At 69.5% G+C, this 16976-nt stretch carries 19 protein-coding genes; 6 read left to right on the top strand and 13 right to left on the bottom strand.

Going from position 1 to position 16976, the window contains the following annotated elements:
• Window positions 1-67 precede the first annotated feature (67 nt).
• Window positions 68-1351, top strand: coding sequence for an MATE family efflux transporter (locus IRG63_RS04615; RefSeq protein WP_168626032.1), 1284 nt, complete (start codon window positions 68-70; stop codon window positions 1349-1351).
• An 8-nt stretch (window positions 1352-1359) separates the two neighbouring features.
• Here the strand turns inward: IRG63_RS04615 and IRG63_RS04610 are convergent, their stop codons facing one another.
• The gene (locus IRG63_RS04610) at window positions 1360-1566 is read right to left on the bottom strand and encodes a dodecin family protein (RefSeq protein ID WP_168626031.1); all 207 of its coding nucleotides are present in this window, start codon (window positions 1564-1566) and stop codon (window positions 1360-1362) included.
• 86 nt (window positions 1567-1652) lie between these two features.
• Between IRG63_RS04610 and nucS the strand changes: the two genes are divergently transcribed.
• The 3 genes from nucS to IRG63_RS04595 are packed head-to-tail and all read left to right on the top strand — an operon-like array spanning window position 1653 to window position 3490.
• Complete coding sequence (nucS, locus tag IRG63_RS04605) at window positions 1653-2348, top strand: endonuclease NucS (RefSeq protein WP_168626030.1); 696 nt, start codon at window positions 1653-1655, stop codon at window positions 2346-2348.
• 31 nt (window positions 2349-2379) lie between these two features.
• Window positions 2380-3042 (top strand): HAD hydrolase-like protein, encoded by a 663-nt coding sequence (locus IRG63_RS04600; RefSeq protein ID WP_349236113.1) that lies wholly within the window; start codon window positions 2380-2382, stop codon window positions 3040-3042.
• 10 nt (window positions 3043-3052) lie between these two features.
• On the top strand, window positions 3053-3490 hold the full coding sequence (locus IRG63_RS04595) for a hypothetical protein (RefSeq protein ID WP_168626029.1): 438 nt from the start codon (window positions 3053-3055) through the stop codon (window positions 3488-3490).
• Window positions 3491-3571: 81 nt separating this feature from the next.
• On the opposite strand, the gene IRG63_RS04590 is transcribed toward IRG63_RS04595, so the two are convergent.
• Window positions 3572-3781 (bottom strand): hypothetical protein, encoded by a 210-nt coding sequence (locus tag IRG63_RS04590; RefSeq protein ID WP_168626028.1) that lies wholly within the window; start codon window positions 3779-3781, stop codon window positions 3572-3574.
• A 53-nt stretch (window positions 3782-3834) separates the two neighbouring features.
• On the opposite strand from IRG63_RS04590, the gene IRG63_RS04585 reads away from it, so the two are divergent.
• Both IRG63_RS04585 and IRG63_RS04580 read left to right on the top strand, forming a co-directional pair.
• Complete coding sequence (locus tag IRG63_RS04585) at window positions 3835-4284, top strand: MarR family transcriptional regulator (protein WP_168626027.1); 450 nt, start codon at window positions 3835-3837, stop codon at window positions 4282-4284.
• Between the two features lie 39 nt (window positions 4285-4323).
• A complete protein-coding gene (locus IRG63_RS04580; protein ID WP_193509345.1) occupies window positions 4324-5199 on the top strand; it encodes a bile acid:sodium symporter family protein in 876 nt (291 codons plus the stop codon).
• A gap of 13 nt (window positions 5200-5212) precedes the next feature.
• Here the strand turns inward: IRG63_RS04580 and IRG63_RS14030 are convergent, their stop codons facing one another.
• The 11 genes from IRG63_RS14030 to hemE form a co-directional block, all read right to left on the bottom strand.
• Window positions 5213-6235, bottom strand: a complete 1023-nt coding sequence (locus IRG63_RS14030; protein WP_168626025.1) for an ABC transporter ATP-binding protein — start codon at window positions 6233-6235, stop codon at window positions 5213-5215.
• Window positions 6232-7794: an iron ABC transporter permease gene (locus IRG63_RS04570; protein ID WP_193509344.1), complete on the bottom strand. Its 1563-nt coding sequence runs from the start codon at window positions 7792-7794 to the stop codon at window positions 6232-6234. Before IRG63_RS04570 ends, IRG63_RS14030 begins: the two co-directional genes overlap by 4 nt.
• Window positions 7795-7799: 5 nt before the next feature.
• On the bottom strand, window positions 7800-8849 hold the full coding sequence (locus IRG63_RS04565) for an iron ABC transporter substrate-binding protein (RefSeq protein WP_227411719.1): 1050 nt from the start codon (window positions 8847-8849) through the stop codon (window positions 7800-7802).
• 80 nt (window positions 8850-8929) lie between these two features.
• Window positions 8930-10234, bottom strand: a complete 1305-nt coding sequence (hemL, locus tag IRG63_RS04560) for a glutamate-1-semialdehyde 2,1-aminomutase (RefSeq protein ID WP_168626023.1) — start codon at window positions 10232-10234, stop codon at window positions 8930-8932.
• Window positions 10231-11205 carry a porphobilinogen synthase gene (gene hemB / locus IRG63_RS04555; protein WP_193509343.1) on the bottom strand — a complete coding sequence of 325 codons (975 nt, stop codon included), beginning with the start codon at window positions 11203-11205 and terminating at the stop codon, window positions 10231-10233. The genes hemL and hemB overlap by 4 nt, the downstream gene beginning before the upstream one ends.
• Window positions 11202-11945 carry a uroporphyrinogen-III synthase gene (locus tag IRG63_RS04550; RefSeq protein WP_193509342.1) on the bottom strand — a complete coding sequence of 248 codons (744 nt, stop codon included), beginning with the start codon at window positions 11943-11945 and terminating at the stop codon, window positions 11202-11204. The genes hemB and IRG63_RS04550 overlap by 4 nt, the downstream gene beginning before the upstream one ends.
• Window positions 11942-12859, bottom strand: a complete 918-nt coding sequence (gene hemC / locus IRG63_RS04545) for a hydroxymethylbilane synthase (RefSeq protein WP_168626020.1) — start codon at window positions 12857-12859, stop codon at window positions 11942-11944. The genes IRG63_RS04550 and hemC overlap by 4 nt, the downstream gene beginning before the upstream one ends.
• Window positions 12856-13950, bottom strand: a complete 1095-nt coding sequence (locus IRG63_RS04540; RefSeq protein WP_168626019.1) for a ferrochelatase — start codon at window positions 13948-13950, stop codon at window positions 12856-12858. Before IRG63_RS04540 ends, hemC begins: the two co-directional genes overlap by 4 nt.
• Window positions 13947-14615: a hydrogen peroxide-dependent heme synthase gene (hemQ, locus tag IRG63_RS04535; RefSeq protein ID WP_193509341.1), complete on the bottom strand. Its 669-nt coding sequence runs from the start codon at window positions 14613-14615 to the stop codon at window positions 13947-13949. Before hemQ ends, IRG63_RS04540 begins: the two co-directional genes overlap by 4 nt.
• Window positions 14605-15912 carry an NAD(P)/FAD-dependent oxidoreductase gene (locus tag IRG63_RS04530; protein ID WP_193509340.1) on the bottom strand — a complete coding sequence of 436 codons (1308 nt, stop codon included), beginning with the start codon at window positions 15910-15912 and terminating at the stop codon, window positions 14605-14607. The genes hemQ and IRG63_RS04530 overlap by 11 nt, the downstream gene beginning before the upstream one ends.
• Entirely contained in the window at window positions 15912-16970 is a 1059-nt protein-coding gene (gene hemE / locus IRG63_RS04525) for a uroporphyrinogen decarboxylase (protein ID WP_168626016.1), read from the bottom strand. Before hemE ends, IRG63_RS04530 begins: the two co-directional genes overlap by 1 nt.
• Between the last annotated feature and the right edge of the window lie 6 nt (window positions 16971-16976).

Genomic DNA, 16976 nt, shown 5'->3' with positions numbered 1-16976 from the left:
GGAGGGTCGGCGGAGTCCATAGACTCGACCCATCAGCACCACAAACCGCCTCCTCGATCGCGAGATCATGCGGTTGGCTGTACCCGCCCTCGGCGCGCTCGTGGCCGAACCGCTCTTCCTGCTCACCGACACCGCCCTGGTCGGCCACCTCGGCGAGGTTCCCCTCGCCGGGCTGTCGATCGGCAGCGCCGTGCTGCAGACCATGGTCGGCCTGCTGATCTTCCTCGCGTACGCGACGACGCCGGCGGTCGCCCGGCGGCTGGGCTCCGGCGACCGGGCCGGTGCGATCCGCGCCGGCATCGACGGCATGTGGCTCGCCCTCGGCATCGGCGTCGCCCTGGTCGTGGTGGGCCTGCCGACAGCCGGATGGCTGGTGCGGCTGTTCGGGGCGAGCGAAGAGGTGTCGGTGGCGGCCGAGACCTACTTCTCTGTCTCGTTGTGGGGCATCCCGGGCATGCTGCTCGTGATCGCCGCCAACGGACTGCTGCGCGGACTGCAGGACACCAAGACGCCGCTCATCGTCGCGACGGCCGGCTTCGCGGTCAATGCGGTGCTCAACGCGCTGTTCATCTACGGCTTCGGCTGGGGCGTCGCCGGCTCTGCCGCGGGCACGGTCGTCGCGCAGTGGGCGATGGCGCTGGTGTACATCGTGATGGCGGTCCGCGCGGCGCGCGCGTCGGGCGCGCTGCTCCGGCCTGGCCTCGACGGCATCGGCAGCGCTGCCGGTGCCGGGGTGTGGCTGTTCGTGCGCACCGCGGCGCTGCGCGCGGCGATGCTCGCCACCGTGTTCGTCGCAACCGGCCTCGGAGTGACCGAGCTCGCGACCATGCAGATCGCGATGACGATATTCGCGACGCTGGCGTTCATCCTCGACGCGCTTGCGATCGCCGGCCAGGCGCTCATCGGGCACGGCCTCGGCGCATCCGATGTGCCGCGTGTGAAGGCGATCACCAGGCGCCTGATCTGGCACGGCTTCGTCAACGGCGCCGCGCTCGGGCTGATCGTCGCGGCGCTCGCCCCGATCATCGGACCGGTGTTCACCAGCGACAGTGAGGTGCACCAGCTGCTGATGGTCACCATGTTCGTGATGGCCGCGGGCATCCCGCTCGCCGGCTACGTCTTCGTGCTCGACGGCGTGCTGATCGGCGCCGGCGACGCGCGCTACCTGGCCATCACCGGTCTGGTGAACGTCGCGATGTTCGCGCCGCTGCTGGTGTGGGTCGCGCTGGCGGATGCGACGCTGCCCTGGCTGTGGGCTGCGCTCGGCTTCGGGTACATGGGCGCTCGCGCGCTGACGCTCGGCCTGCGCTCCCGCGGCGAGCGCTGGATCGTCACCGGCGCCGGCCGCTGACGGGTTTCCTAGTCGTCGAGCACGAAGGTGACTTCGAGCACGACGCTCCAGGCGACGATCTGCCCGTCGTTGCACTCGACCTTCTGCTCCTTCACCCAGGCGCCCGAGACGTTGCGCAGGGTCTTGTGGGAGCGATCGACGCCAATGCGTACGGCGTCCTCGAAGCTGGAGTCGGAGCGTGCGGTGATGGTGGTGACGCGTGCGACGGATGACATGGTTCCTCCTCGTTGATGGTTTCGAGGGAAACTACGCCGCACACCTTGGAACGGGCAGGGTTTTCTTGTCGGCTACGCTCTAACGCGTGCGTCTCGTCGTTGCCCGTTGCTCAGTTGACTATGCCGGCCGTCTCAGCGCACACCTCCCGCTCGCGACCCGCCTGCTCATGCTGAAGAGCGACGGCAGCGTACTGGTTCACTCCGACTCGCTGTCGTACAAGCCGCTCAACTGGATGAGCCCGCCGTGCACCTTCTCGGTGCTCGACCCCGAGCCGGAGCATGAGGAGGCCGGCATCCGCGAGGTGTGGAAGGTCCGCAACGCGAAGACCTCCGACATGCTCGTGATCTCGATCCACGAGATACTGCACGACTCATCTCACGACCTGGGCATCGACCCCGGCCTGCAGAAGGACGGCGTCGAGGCCGACCTGCAGCGGCTGCTGGCCGAGCAGATCGACCTGCTCGGAGACGGCCACCGCCTGGTCCGTCGCGAGTACATGACCGCTATCGGCCCTGTCGACATCCTGGCGACGGATGCGACGGGCAAGTCGGTCGCGGTCGAGATCAAGCGTCGCGGGGACATCGACGGTGTCGAGCAGCTGACCCGCTACCTCGAGCTCATGAACCGCGACCCGCTGCTGTCGCCGGTCGCCGGCGTCTTCGCCGCCCAGGAGATCAAGCCGCAGGCGCGCACCCTGGCCGAGGACCGCGGCATCCGCTGCCTCGTGCTCGACTACGACGCGATGCGCGGCCTCGACACCTCCCATTCGCGACTGTTCTGAACCGCTCACTCCGGGCGGGAAGTAGGCTCGGATGGCTATGGACAATCACTGGAGTTGCGTGCTGTTCGACCTCGATGGGACGATCGCGGATTCCGCGCCGGGAATCACCGCCTCGCTCGGCTTCATGTTCGAGAAGCTCGGGCGCCCGGTGCCGTCGCAGCAGGAGCTGCTGGAGTGGGTCGGCCCGCCGATCCTCGACTCCTTCCGCGACCGCGCGGGCATGAGCGACGTCGAGTCGGCGCAGGCGCTCGCCATTTACCGCGACCATTACCTCGAGCGCGGCGCCCAGACGAGCCCGATCTTCACGGGGATGCCGGAGATCCTGCGCACACTGCACGAGCGTGGAGTCCCGATCGCACTCGCGACCTCAAAGCCGGAGTTCCCGGCATCCGTGATCCTCGACCACGCCAACCTCACCCAGTATTTTCGAGTGATCTCCGGCTCGTCGATCGACGAGATCCGCAGCGCGAAGAAGGACGTCATCGCCGAGGCGCTGACCAGGTTCCGGATGATCGAGGCCGACCTGAGCAACCCGGTCATGGTCGGAGACCGTGATTACGACGTCGAGGGTGCCGCCGCGCACGGCCTGCCAACGATCTTCGTGCGCTGGGGTTACGGCAACTCGCACGAGGAAGAGGGTGCGCTGACAGCGGTCGACACGCCTGCGGAGCTGCTGCCGCTCCTGATGGGGTAGCTTCTGGTTCATGCGCGCGCTGTCCATTGTCGTGACCTCGATGGCGTTGCTCGCTGTGACCGGATGCGCGACGGCTGGGCCGGTGGACGTGTTGAGCGCCGGCGGTTGGCACGTGGCGGCCTACGAGAAGGCAGAGCAAAGCGGCCACGACATCCTCGGGCTCGGTCGCGTGGTCGACGTGGGGGAAGGATGCGTCGGTGTCGACCTCGACCTTGAGGATCGAGTGACGATTCTCGCCGTTCCGAGCGGCAGTTCCATCGACGCAGACGGAAAGATCACCGTGCCGGAAGGCGAAACGGGTGGGCCACTCACCTTCTCGGTCGGCGACCACATTGAGTTCGCCAATGGCGGGTTTGTTCGCCCCTCCCGCGAGCTCTGGGAAGGACTGACAGTCAGCTACCCCGAGGGGTGCCCAGCCTCCCTGGAAACCTGGCTGCTGCTGCCGTAGGAATTCGCTCGCGCGGGTCGACCTTCCTTGCGCTGGTCGAATTCGACCCGCGCGTGGCAAATGCACCCGCGCAAGCCGCGGCTAGCTAGGGCAGTGCAGCTTCGTCGACCGGTAGACGTCGCCGGGCTCGATCACGTGCGCGGACATGACATGGCCGCACATCGGACAGTTGCGGTCCGCGACCGGCACCTTGTCGGGCTCGCCATACGGGCTGAGCTGGGCGGGCCCGAATACCGGAAAAAAGGTCCTGTTGAGGCGCTTAGCCCACCGGAACGACCTGCGCTCTTCCATCACCTGATCCTTAGCGTACGATTCATTAGTGTACTAGCCATTTAGGAGTTTCCGTGACAGAGGCGACAACGCTCGACTCCAACCCGCTCTCGCTCGAGCGGCAGGTGTGCTTCGCGCTCGCGGTGGCGTCGCGCAGCGTAATCGGTCTCTACCGCCCGGTGCTCGAACCGCTCGGCCTCACGCATCCGCAGTACCTCGTCATGCTCGCCCTGTGGGAGAAGAGCCCGCGCTCGGTCAGCGAACTCGCCGACGCGCTGTCGCTCGAATCGGCAACCCTCTCGCCGCTGCTCAAACGCCTCGAGCAGGCCGGGCTCGTGCACCGCCAGCGCAGCGCCCACGACGAGCGGGCACTCGAGGTCACGCTGACCCCGGATGGCCTTGCGCTGCGCGACAGAGCGCTCGAAGTGCCGGGCAGGATCGTGGAACGGCTCGGCCTGCCCGTCGAGCAGCTGGAGCAGGCCAAGATCGTCCTCGATCGCCTCATCGCCGCCGCGAACGACTGACTCTCGCCTTTCGCGCATGCCGCCCAATAGGGTGTGCCCATGGGATCAACGTTGACCACCATAGGACTGCCCGTTGCGCTCGGCATCATCATGTTCGGGCTCGGCCTCACCCTCACCCTCGGTGACTTCGCCAGGGTCGGCAAGCATCCGAAAGCCGTCATCATCGCGCTGGTCTGCCAGCTCCTGCTGCTGCCAGCCATCTGCTTCGGCCTTGTGCTCGCGTTCCAGCTGCCACCGGTCCTCGCTGTCGGCATGCTGCTGCTCGCGGCAAGCCCTGGCGGCACCACCGCGAACCTGTACAGCCACCTGTTCGGCGGCGACGTCGCGCTGAACATCAGCTTGACCGCGGTCAACTCGGTCATCGCTGTCGTGACGCTGCCCATCATCACCAATCTCGCGATCGCATTCTTCATGCCCGGCGGCGACCAGCTCGGCCTGCAGTTCTCGAAAGCGCTCGAGGTGTTCGCCATCGTGCTGCTTCCGGTCGCGCTCGGCATGCTCGTGCGCTGGTGGCGACCGAAGTTCGCGGATGCGATGAACAAGCCGGTGCGCATCGCATCCGTGGTCATCCTGGTCGTCGTCATCGCGGGCGCGGTGTACTCGAACCTCGAATTGCTTGCCACGCACATCGGCTCGCTCGCGATGATCACGGTGCTGTTCTGCGTCATCAGCCTCACGGTCGGCTACTTCGTGCCGCGATGGCTGGGCGTGCGGCGCTCTGAGGCCATCGCGAGCGGCTTCGAGATCGGCATCCACAATGCGACGTTGTCGATTGTGATCGCCCAGACGGTCCTCGGCAGCGAAGAGCTGTCGCTGCCGGCGGCCGTCTATGGCGTGCTGATGTTCTTCGTCGCGGCGGGCTTCGGGTTCATCATCCGAGCGCGCTCGAGCGAGCGGGAGTCGGTCGCGGCCTAGCGGTAGGCCAGCCTCAGCGGTAAGCCAGCGCGCGGCGGCGCAGCTTCACGCCGACCCGGTCGCCTGGCGCCGGCAGGTCGGGCGCGGCGATGCGGGAGCGCATGCGGTCTCCGGATGCCAGTTCGAGGGTGACAAGCGCATCGTGCCCCGCGTAGGACACGGCGACCACGTGCGCGTCCGCGCCATCCGGGGCCAGCGTCACCCACTCCGGGCGCAGCACGACACGGATGCTCTCGCCCGCGGCGAGGCCGTCCATCGCGAGTGCCTCGATCGTGCCGAGCGCGCATTCGGCGAACCCGTCGCGCCAGACCCCGGCGAATTCGACGGTGTCTCCGACGAACCTAGCGACCCACGGCGTGGTCGGCTGCTCGTACACGTCGACCGGGCTGCCCCACTGCAGGATGCGGCCGCCCATCATGACCGCGACCTTGTCGGCGAGCGACAGCGCTTCCTCCTGATCGTGGGTGACGAGCACGGCTGTGGAGCCCTGCCCGCGCAGCAGTTCGGCGACCTCGGCACGCAGCGCGGTGCGCAGCATCGGGTCGAGCGCGGCGAACGGCTCGTCGAGCAGCACGACGTCAGGGCGCGGCGCGAGGGCCCTGGCAAGCGACACGCGCTGCGCCTGACCGCCGGAGAGCTGGGCGGGCGACCGGTCGATGTAGTCGCCGAGCCCGACCAGGGTCGCCAGTTCGGCGATGCGCGCTGCTCGCTGCTTGCCGCGCGGGATGCCGAAGCCGATGTTCTCGCCAACGCTCAAGTGCGGGAACAGCGATGCATCCTGGGGGACCCAGCCGATGCCGCGCTTCTCCGGGGGCACACGCACGCTGGCAGAGGAGAGTTCGCGGTCCCCGACCCGGATGCTGCCGCTTGTCACGGGAAGCAGGCCGGCGATTGAGCGCAGCAGTGTTGTCTTGCCGCATCCGCTTGGGCCGAGCACCGCGACGACGCTTCCCTTCTCGACGGTCAGGTCGACACCATCGAGCACCACTTGCGAGCCGTAGCCGACGCGAAGAGCGTCGACCGAGACCCAGCTCACAGCTCCTCCTCCTTAGCGACACCGCGCACACCGGACAGCACGAACGCGGGAACCGCCGCGAGCAGCACGAGCGCGGCAGCGTACGGTGCAGCTGCCCCGAACTCGAAGATCTCAGTGCGGTTCCAGAGCTCCACCGAGAGTGTCGAGATTCCGGTCGGCCGCAACAAGAGCGTCGCGGGCAATTCTTTCATGACCGCGATCGCCACGAGCAGCGCGCCGACCCCGATGGAGGGCGCGGCCATGCGCGCGGTCACCCGCCACCAGGTCTGCGACGCGGTCAGGCCAAGCGAGCGGGACACCGCGATGAGGCCGTTCGGCACCGCCTCGATCCCGCTCCGCGCCGAGCCGATCGCCTTCGGCATGAACAGCACCGCGTAGGCGAAGACCAGCACGACGACCGTCTGGTAGAGCGCTGGCACCACCGCGAGCGAGAAGAAGACGAGCGAGAGGCCGACGACGATCCCAGGCAGGGCATGGCCGAGGTAGCCGACCGACTCGATCGCGTTGACCAGCCGGCCGCGGAAGCGGGCGGCGAGCGCTGCGATCGGCAGCGCCAGCGCGACCGCGACAACAGCACCGGCCAGGGCCAGCAGCAGGGTCGTGCCGATCGCCTCGGCCAGTCTGCCGACATCGATCGTGCGGATGGTCTCGGCCTCGAGCAGCCGACTCAGCAAACCGGCGACGGGCACCACCACTCCGACGACCGGTGCCGCGAGGACGATTGCTGCGAACACCGGCAGCAACCCTCGACGCGGTGCGATCAACGGCACCGGGCGCGCTGCGGGCGCGACGACGTGACCGCGTGTGCGCCGCTCGCCCGCGACGACGATGAGCGCGAGCACGACCAGCAACAGCGCGAGGATGGCGGCCTGGTTGCGGTCGAAGCTGGCGCCATACGCGGAGTTGATACCCCAAGTCAACGTCTGGAACCGCAGCATGGATACGGCGCCGAAGTCGGACAGCGTGTACAGGCACACCAGCAGCGCCCCGGCGGTGGCGGCCGGCCGCACCCTAGGCAGTGTGGCCGCAACGAAACCCTGGAACGGGTTCCGGCCGAGGGTTCGCGCGACCGCCTCCAGGTCGCCGGATGCGCCACGCAGTGCGGCCGCGACGGGCAATGCGACATACGGCGTGCAGACGGCGGTCATCACGAACCAACTCGGGAAGAACCCGTTCAGGGTCGGGAACACGACCAGCCAGCCGTAGGCGGCAAGGTAGGAGGGAACCGCGAGCGGCAGCGCGGTCAGCAGCAGGCCGAGCCTGCCCGCCGGCATCCGGACACGGCTGAGCACCCAGGCTACGGCGATGCCCAGCACCAGGCAGCTGGCGGTTACCGCGATGGCGAGCAGCACGGAGTTGGCGGCCAGGCGCAGCACGCGCTCCCGGAGCAGGGTGTCGACGAGCACGGCCAGGCCGGCGTCGGCGGTGCGCACCACCAGGTAGACCAGCGGGATGGCCGCGGCAAGCGCGCACACCGCCGCGAGCAGCACGAGAGCGAGCGGTGCCGAAGCCAGCCGCGACCGCGAACGGCGGGCGCGCCTGACTCCGATGACGCTCATTGGCGTCAGATCAGGCCGTACTTGGCGAGGAGGTCTTGCGTGACCTCGAGGCTCTCCAGGTCGGCGAGGTCGAGCTCGGGGTTGAGGAGACTGTCGAGCGCTGGCAGTCCCTCGGGCGCCTCGACGCCCTCGATCAGCGGGTACTCGTACGTCTCGTCGACGAAGTGCTGCTGCGCCTCCGATGAGACCAGGAAGTCGATGAACTCGAGCGCGTCCGCGTCGTCAGCACCGGAGGCGAGCAGCCCGGCGCCGGTCACGTTCACGATCGAGCCCGGGTCGCCGGCCTCCGGGTAGGACAGCTGGGCGCGCATGTTGTCCGCCCCTGCCTCTGCCGCCTGTTGGAACCAGTAGTAGTGGTTGATCAGACCGGCCTCGATCACGCCGTCGTCGACGGCAGCGAGCACCGCGCGGTTGTTCTCGAAGATCTGCGGCTGGTTCTCGGCGATGGCGGCTACCCACTTGTCGGCGGCCTCCTCGCCCTTCAGCACGCGGTAGGCAGTCACGAACGCCTGGAAGCTCGCGTTCGTCGGGGCGATACCGAAGCGACCCTTCCACTCCGGCTCGGCGAACGCGTCCACGCTCGACGGCACCTCGTCCTCGGTGAGCTTCTCGCTGTCGTACACGATGACCCGCGCGCGGCCGGTGACGCCGACCCAGCTGCCGTCGGTCGAGGTGAAGCCCTGCGGCACGCGCTCGGTGATGTCCGCGGGCAGCTCGGCGAAGAGGTCGGCGTTCGCGAGGGCACCGAGGGCGCCGGCATCCTGCGACAGGAAGACCTGGGCAGGGGTGCGGTCGCCCTCCTCGAGCAGCAACGCGCCCAGCTCGGCGGTGTTGCCGTAGCGCACGTCCACGCTGATGCCGCTCTGCTCCTCGAACAGGTCGATGAGCGGCTGGATGAGTGCCTCGTCACGACCGGAGTAAAGCGTGAACTCTCCGTCGCTCACCGGCTCGGTGGAGGCATCCGGTGCCTCTGGGGCGGTAGCGGTGCATCCGGCGAGGACGACAGCAGCGGATGCGGCAAGGGCGACCAGGGACGTGGTGCGGGCGCGATTCAAGAAGGACTCCGACGGTTGGGGAAAAGGGACCGTAGTTAGGTTAGGCTAACTTACCCTCGAGCGCCAACCTCCGGGCCGGCTCAGGGTCGAGCGGATGCCGCGGCGCGCGAGGCAGCCGGAAGCGCGGTCAGCACGCGGTCCAACGCCGCGTCGTCGTGCGCTGCAGTGACGAACCACGCCTCGAAGACCGACGGCGGCAGGCTGACGCCGGCGTCGAGCATGGCGTGGAAGAACGGCGGGTAGCGGAACGCCTGCTGGCGCCGCACCGCGTCGTAGTCGCGCGGCGGCTCGGCGCTGAACGCGAACGAGAACAGCGTGCCGGCGCGCTGCACCGAGTGCCCGACCCCCTCAGCTGAGAACGCGGCAGAAACGGCGTCGGCGATCGTGTCGGCCACCGTGCCCAGCCGGTCGTACACCGAGTCGTCGGCTGCCCTGAGCGTCGCAATGCCCGCGGCGACCGCGACCGGGTTCCCGCTGAGCGTGCCGGCCTGGTACACCGGGCCCTCCGGCGCGAGCCGGTCCATCACGTCAGCACGACCGCCGATCGCCGCGAGCGGCATCCCGCCGCCGATGACCTTGCCGAACGTGAACAGGTCGGGCGTGAACGGCGCGTCACCGTCGCGCTCGATCCCCCACCAGCCGCTCGGGCCGGTGCGGAAGCCGGTGAGCACCTCGTCGAGGATGAGCAGCGCACCGTGCTCTCGCGTCAGTTCTGACAGCGCCCGGTTGAACCCGGCATCCGGCGGGACGACCCCCATATTCGCGGCGGCCGCTTCGGTGATGACCGCGGCGATGCGGCCCTCGTGCGTCTCGAACGCAGCGCGCACCGCGTCAAGGTCGTTGTAGGGGAGCACCAGCGTCTCGGCCGCGACAGCGGCCGGCACGCCCGCCGAGCCAGGCAGCGAGAGCGTCGCGAGCCCGGATCCGGCCTCGGCCAGGAGCGAATCGGAGTGGCCGTGGTAGTGACCGGCGAACTTCACCAGCAGGTCACGACCGGTGAACCCGCGCGCGAGCCGAATGGCCGTCATCGTCGCCTCGGTGCCGGTCGACACCAGGCGCAGCTTCTCGACCGCGGGCACGCGATCGCGTACGAGTTCGACCAGTTCGGTCTCGGCCGCGGTCGGGGCCCCGAAGGAGAGTCCGCGGGCCGCGGCATCCTGCACCGCTTGCACGACCGTCGGATGCGCGTGCCCGAGCAGGGCCGGACCCCAGGAAGCGACCAGGTCGACGTACTCGTTGCCCTCCACGTCCGTGACGTAGGGGCCGCGCGCGCTCTGGAAGAACCGGGGCGTGCCGCCGACCGAGCCGTACGCGCGCACGGGCGAGTTGGTGCCGCCGGGGATGACCGCGCGCGCGTGCTCGAATTCCTGCTCGTTGGTCGTCATCGTGAGATCGCTCCTGCCGCCTCGATCGCCCAGTAGGTCAGTACCGCATCCGCTCCCGCCCGCCGGATGCCGATGAGGCTTTCCATGATCGCCCGCTCACGATCGATCCAGCCGTTCGCGGCGGCGGCCTCGATCATCGCGTACTCGCCGCTGACCTGGTACGCCCACACCGGCACCGTGCTGATCGCGGCGACATCGGCGAGCACGTCGAGGTAGGCCATCGCGGGCTTGACCATGATCACGTCGGCGCCCTCGTCGAGGTCGATGCTCGCCTCGCGCAAGCCCTCGCGGCGGTTGGCCGGGTCCTGCTGGTACGACTTGCGGTCGCCCGTCAGCGACGAGTCGACCGCTTCGCGGAACGGCCCGTAGAAGGCTGACGCGTACTTGGCGGCATAGCCGAGCAGCGCGGTGTCGGTGAAACCGGTGGTGTCCAGTGCGTCGCGCACCGCGGCGACCTGGCCGTCCATCATGCCGGACAGGCCGAGCAGCGCCGACCCTGCCGCGGCTTGCGCGAGCGCCATGTCGCGGTAGCGCTCCAGGCTCGCATCGTTGTCGACCCTGCCGGTCGCATCCAGCACGCCGCAGTGGCCGTGGTCGGTGAACTCGTCCAGGCACAGGTCGGTCTGCACGACCAGCGCATCCCCCACCTCGGAGACCGCGACCCGCGTCGCCTGGTTCAGGATGCCGTCCTCGTCCGTTGCTCCGGAGCCGATCGCATCCTTCTTCTCCGGGACGCCGAACAGCATCACGCCGCCGATGCCTGCCGCAGCGGCCTCGTTCAGCGCGGCGCGGAAGGAGTCCATGCTGTGCTGCATCACCCCGGGCATCGAGCCGACCGGCGCCGGCTCGGCCAGCCCCTCCCGCACGAACATGGGCAGGATCAGCTCGGCCCGGTGCAGCCGGGTCTCTGCGACCAGCCGGCGCATCGCGGGGGTCATGCGCAGTCTGCGCGGGCGGTCGGGCAGGCTCATGGGGTCTCCTGGCTGGATCGGATGAGGGAGTCGATCATCGAGTCGATGCTGCGGCGGTCGGCGACGAGGTCGACTCGTAGTCCCGCTGCGGTCGCCTCCTCGGCGGTGCGCGGGCCGATGCAGACGACGATGGTCCCTGATGGCACAGGCGCGAGCTGCTCGGCGACCTGGCGCGCGACGCTGCCCGAGGTCACGAACAGTGCACGGAAGTCGCCGCCCCTGACGGCCTCAGCCACCTGGGCTGCGACGGGGACCGGAAGGTTGCGGTACGCGGTCACCGCTACGACGTCATTTCCTCGCGCGCGCAACCCGTCGGCCAGCGTCGGAGCCGCAAGCTCCGAGTGCGGGATGAGCACCCGCACGCCGTCGACCGGCCACTCGGCGACCATCGCGCGTGCGGATGCGTCGGCTTCCGGCTGGAAGTCGACACGCACGCCAGCAGTCGTGAGGGTGTGTGCCGTGGCGTCGCCGACCGCGGCCACGTTGGTCGCCTCCGGGATGCGGGTGCCGCCGATGGCCTCGATCGTCGTCGCGCTCGTGAACACCACCCAGTCGAATTCCTCGTTCTCGAGTTCCGAGAGTGCCGCGTCGAGCGCATCCGGATCAGGCGCGGGAGCGAACTCGATGAGCGGCGCGATCACCGGGCTTGCGCCGTGCTCGCGCAATCGTGCCGCGACGGATTCGCCCCACGCGCCGCCCCGCGGGACGAGCACGAGAGCACCGTCGAGGGCTCCGCTCACCGGCTGCCGCCGAGGGGTGCGAGGTCTGCTGCGCCGGCCGCGAGGAGCTCGTCGACGACGCGGTCGGCGAGTTCGTCAGCCGGGTTCTTCGCGTCGGCCGGGTACAGCGCGTGCGAGCTCGTGAGCTGCGCCGTGCCGTCCAGTGCGTACACCCGTGCGGAGACGAAGAGCAGCCCGGCGTCGATCGCCGCGGTGACGCCCACCGGGGCGGCACATCCGGCCTCGAGCCGCGCCAGGACAGCCCGTTCGGTCTCCACCATGATGCGGGTCGGCGCGTGGTTCAGCGTCGAGACCAGGTTTTCGTCACCCGTGCGAACCTCGAGAGCGAGCGCTCCCTGCCCCGGCGCCGTCGGCCAGGTGGAGAGTTCGAGCAGCTGTGTGACCTCGTCGAGCCTGCCCAGCCGCTCGAGTCCGGCAGCGGCGAGCACGACAGCGTCGAGCTCACCCGAGCTCACCTTGCCCAGCCGGGTGTCGACGTTGCCGCGGATGTCGACGACCTCCAGGTCGGGGCGCTTCGCGAGAGCCTGCGCGCGTCGGCGCGGCGACCCGGTGCCGAGTCTGGCGCCGGATGGCAGCGTCTCGAGGGTCAGTGAGTCGCGCGCGCACAGCGCATCGCGGGCGTCGACGCGTTTCGGGGTCGCACCGATGCTCAGGCCGGCGAGCGCGCCAGTCGGCAGGTCCTTGAGCGAGTGGACCACGACATCGCATTCGCCCGCGAGCAGCGCTTCGCGCAACGCGGCCGCGAAGACGCCGGTTCCGCCGAGCGAGGCGAGTGACGCCGTGGTGCGGTCACCCTCTGAGGTGATCGGCACGAGTTCGATCTCGGCGCCGGTCTTCCGTTCCAGTTGCGCGGCGATCTGGCCGGTCTGCGCCATCGCCAGCGCACTCGCTCGGGTTCCGATCCGAAGTGTCATGGCGCCACTCCCGCTACCGCCGGCTTGAACCCGGCCCGCACGTTCTCGCAGCAGGCCGGCCGGCAGACGTCGAACCACGGGCCGAGCGGGGTGAGCGCTGGCCGCTCGTCGTCCGGCGTCCCGTTGATGCGTTCGAGGGCGAGGTCGATGAGCCCCTTGACGAAGTCGGGATTCACGCCGGGTGTCGGGGTGCGTACGGCCGTGAAGCCGCGCTCGTGTGCCGCCTGCAGCGCCTCGGTGTCGAGGTCCCACATGACCTCCATGTGGTCGCTGACGAACCCCAGCGGCACAATGACGACCGCGTCGACCTGGTCGGCATCGAGTGCGTCGATGACGTCGATGATGTCCGGCTCCAGCCACGGCATACTGGGCGGCCCCGAGCGCGACTGGAACACCAGCTGCCACTGCGGCGCTGAATCCTGCGCGGCCATCACCACGTGGGCGACAGCCTCGTGCTGCGCCTGGTACGCACCACCGGGGCCGAAGTCGCGGTCGCGCGGACCGCTCCGAACGGCGTCGTCGGTGGGGATGCTGTGGGTGGAGAACAGCACCCGGATGCGTTCGTCCGGGACGCCGTCCAGTTCGGCGAGCGCATCGCGGACTCCGTCGATGAAGCCTTGCACGAAACCAGGGTGGTCGAAGAACTGGCGCACCTTGTCGATCTGGATGACGCCGGTGAGTCCGGTGTCGTCGAGCGCCCGGGCGAAGTCCTCGCGGTACTGCCGGCAACTGGAGTACGAGCTGTACGCGCTGGTCGCGACGCCGAGCAGGCGGGTGTACCCGCGCTCATGCGCATCCGTCACCGCTTCGGCCAGGTAGGGCGCCCAGTTGCGGTTGCCCCACAGCACCGGCAGGTCGATGCCTCGTTCGGCCAGTTCGGCCTCGAGTGCCGCCTTCAGCTGGCGGTTGTGCTCGTTGATCGGGCTGACCCCGCCGAAGTGGCGGTAGTGGGTGGCGACCTCTTCGAGGCGCTCCTCGGGGATGCCGCGACCCCGCGTGACGTTGCGCAGGAACGGGATCACGTCGTCTTGGCCCTCCGGGCCGCCGAAGCCGGCCAGGAGGATGGCGTCGTAGCGAACCGCTTCGGTCACGCAAGCACCTCGGCGACTTCATCGAGGGTGATTCGGCGGCCGGTGTAGAACGGCACCTCTTCGCGCACATGCATCCGAGCTTCGGTGTGCCGCAGGTGGCGCATGAGGTCGACCAGGTCGACCAGCTCGTCGGCTTCCAAGCCGAGCAGCCACTCGTAGTCGCCCAGCGCGAAGCTCGCGACGGTGTTCGACTGCACCTGCGGGAACTCGCGGCCCATGCGACCGTGATCGCCGAGCATCTGCTTGCGCTCCTCCTCCGGCAGCAGGTACCACTCGTAGGAGCGCACGAACGGGTACACCGTCAGCCACTGTTTGGGCTGGGTGTCGCGCAGGTAGGCGGGCAGGTGGTTGGCGCTGAACTCCGCGTCGCGGTGCACGCCAAGCACGTTCCAAGTCGGAAGCAGCGGCTGCAGCAGCGACGAGCGCCGCAGCTCGCGCAGCGCCCACTGCAGCTTCTCGGGAGGGGCGCCGTGCATCCACACCATCAGATCGCCGTCGGCGCGGATGCCGGAGACGTCATAGATCCCGCGCAATGTCACACCGGATGCTTCTACCGCGGCGACCCGCTCGGCGAGGCCGTCGACGTCTCCCGTCGCGGCGACCTCGGGGTTGCGGCGCAGAACCGCCCAGAACGTGTAGCCGAGTTCCGGTGTGTCAATCGTCATTCGTGGTGCTCCCTTTTTCGCGCTTCAACCGTACGTCGTCTTCCCGAGTGCCGCCCACAGCCAGCAGCCGCCTAGCGGTCGCGCGCGCGTGCTGCACAACCGAGGCCAGGCCGGTGCCTGAGGCGGCCTCGCCGACCTGCGGATGCGCGGCGCTGGCTTCGATCGCTGAGCGCTGCCATTCGACGACCGCCGACTCCACGATGTCGCGGGGTCGGATCGTCACTCCGAGCAGGGTCGTCGCGTCGCCGCGTGCGGTGTCGGTCGGCACCGGATGCTCGTAGGAGAGCCGGAGCACGTCGAGGCCGGCCGCGGCGTGCGCGAGCCAGTCCCATTTTGCGCTCTGGTGGGTGAGCGCTCGCGCGGTCACCGGCGCACCCGGCGCCACGAGCACGCCGGAGCCGCGCGGTGCCGCGGCCAGCTCGGGCCGCTCGACGATCAGCGTCACAACGGTGGCCGGCCGGATGCTGGCCGGAGCGAGCACCCCGGGTGCAGCGACGACGACCGTGCCGAGCAGCCGCTCTGCGCCGACCCTGATGCTCGTCGGCGTCACGTCCTCTGCTGGTGCACCGACTCGCACGTCGACGCTCAACCGCGCCAGCTCGCGTTCCAGTTCGTCGACCAGCCGGGCCATCCCGCCCCGGATCCCGCCGACGGCCGAGCCGGCCGGCGCCTGGTCCCGGAGCGTGCGCACCGCCGCGGCGAGCGAACCCTCGCGAGCGAGTGCCGCCAGCAGCCCGGGTGCGACCCGGTCGAGCGGCAAGGCATCCGGATGCGCGCTGTGCACGCCCGTGGTGACCGGCGCCACCAGGCGGTCGACCACCGCCTCGCCCATCCGGACCCGCACGAGCTCGCCCAGGGTCACCGCGTCCGCACCGAGCTCGGCCGGGAGCTCGGCGTCGGCGGCTACGCGAGCGGTCGCCTGTGCGCCGAGCACGCGTTCGAGCTGCTCGTCGATCACCGCCGGGATGCCGAGAAGGCTCGTTGCGGGCAGGGGATAGGCGTCCGATTCGGCGGTGAACAGCCACGAGCCGGCCGGGTTCGGGCTCACCAGCTCACCGGCGAGACCGAGCTCTCTCGCCAACTCGGGGACCGACGGGTTGCGCGCTGCGTAAGCCTCGGCGCCCGCGTCGAGGTCCAGCCCAGCGAGTCGATGCCGCCGCACCTGTCCACCCAGCCGGTCGGTCGCCTCGACGAGCACGACCCGCTCCCCCGCGATGGCGAGGTCGCGCGCCACCACCAGGCCGGCGACCCCGCCACCGATGACGATGAAGGGCAGCGCGGTCGAACCGAGCGGCATCAGCGGAGCGAGTGCACGAGCTCGACGATGCGGCTGAGCACGTCGGGGTCGGTCTCCGGCGGGACGCCGTGGCCCAGGTTGACCACATGCGCCGGAGCCGCCCGGCCGGCGTCGACGACCGCGCGGACATGGTTCTCGAGCGCCGGCCAGGGTGCAGCCAGGAGGGCAGGATCGATGTTGCCCTGCAGCGGTGTCTCCCCGCCCAGGCGACGGTTCGCCTCGTCGAGCGGGAGCCTCCAGTCGACGCCGATCACATCCGCACCGACCGCACGCATCGCGCCGAGCAGCTCGCCGGAGCCGACGCCGAAGTGCACCTTGGGCACGTCGGTGCCGCGCAGGTGATCAAGTGCGCGGGCCGAGTGCGGTGCCACCCGCCGCACATAGTCGACGACGCTCAGCGACCCCACCCACGAATCGAACAGCTGCACGGCGGAAGCCCCGGCCTCGACCTGAGCGCGCAGGAACGCGCCCGAAGCGTCAGCGGCCCAATTCATCAGCGCCGCCCAGGTGTGCGGGTCGGAGTGCATGAGGGTTCGCGCGCGCAGGTGGTCCTTCGACGGGCCGCCCTCGACCAGGTACGCGGCGAGCGTAAATGGGGCGCCCGCGAAGCCGATGAGCGGCGTGCTTCCCAACTCGGCGACCGTGAGCGCGACCGCTTCCCGGATGGGCGCGAACACTTCAGGGTCGAGCGGGCGGAGCGCGGCGACATCCGAGGCGGTGCGGATCGGACGCTCGAGCACCGGACCACGCCCAGGCACGATCTCGACATCCACCCCGCCGAGCTTGACCGGCACCACGATGTCGCTGAAGAAGATGGCAGCGTCGACGCCGTGCCGACGCACCGGCTGCAGGGTGATCTCGCTCGCGAGCTCCGGGTTCAGGCACGCATCGAGCATCGACCCCGTCTCACGCAGCGCCCGGTACTCGGGCAGGGATCGACCGGCCTGCCGCATGAACCAAATCGGCGGAATCTCGGGGCGATCCCCCCGGTAGGCACGGATGAGCGGTGAGGTGGTCGTCCTACCATCGATAAGGGGATGGGTCTCAGTCAGAAGCACGCGAAC

Origin of the sequence: Cryobacterium sp. BB736, assembly GCF_014980265.1 — a bacterium.
Classification (GTDB): domain Bacteria; phylum Actinomycetota; class Actinomycetes; order Actinomycetales; family Microbacteriaceae; genus Terrimesophilobacter.
The sequence above is the reverse complement of the archived record's forward strand: the minus strand, read 5'-3'. Positions and strand labels throughout refer to the sequence as shown.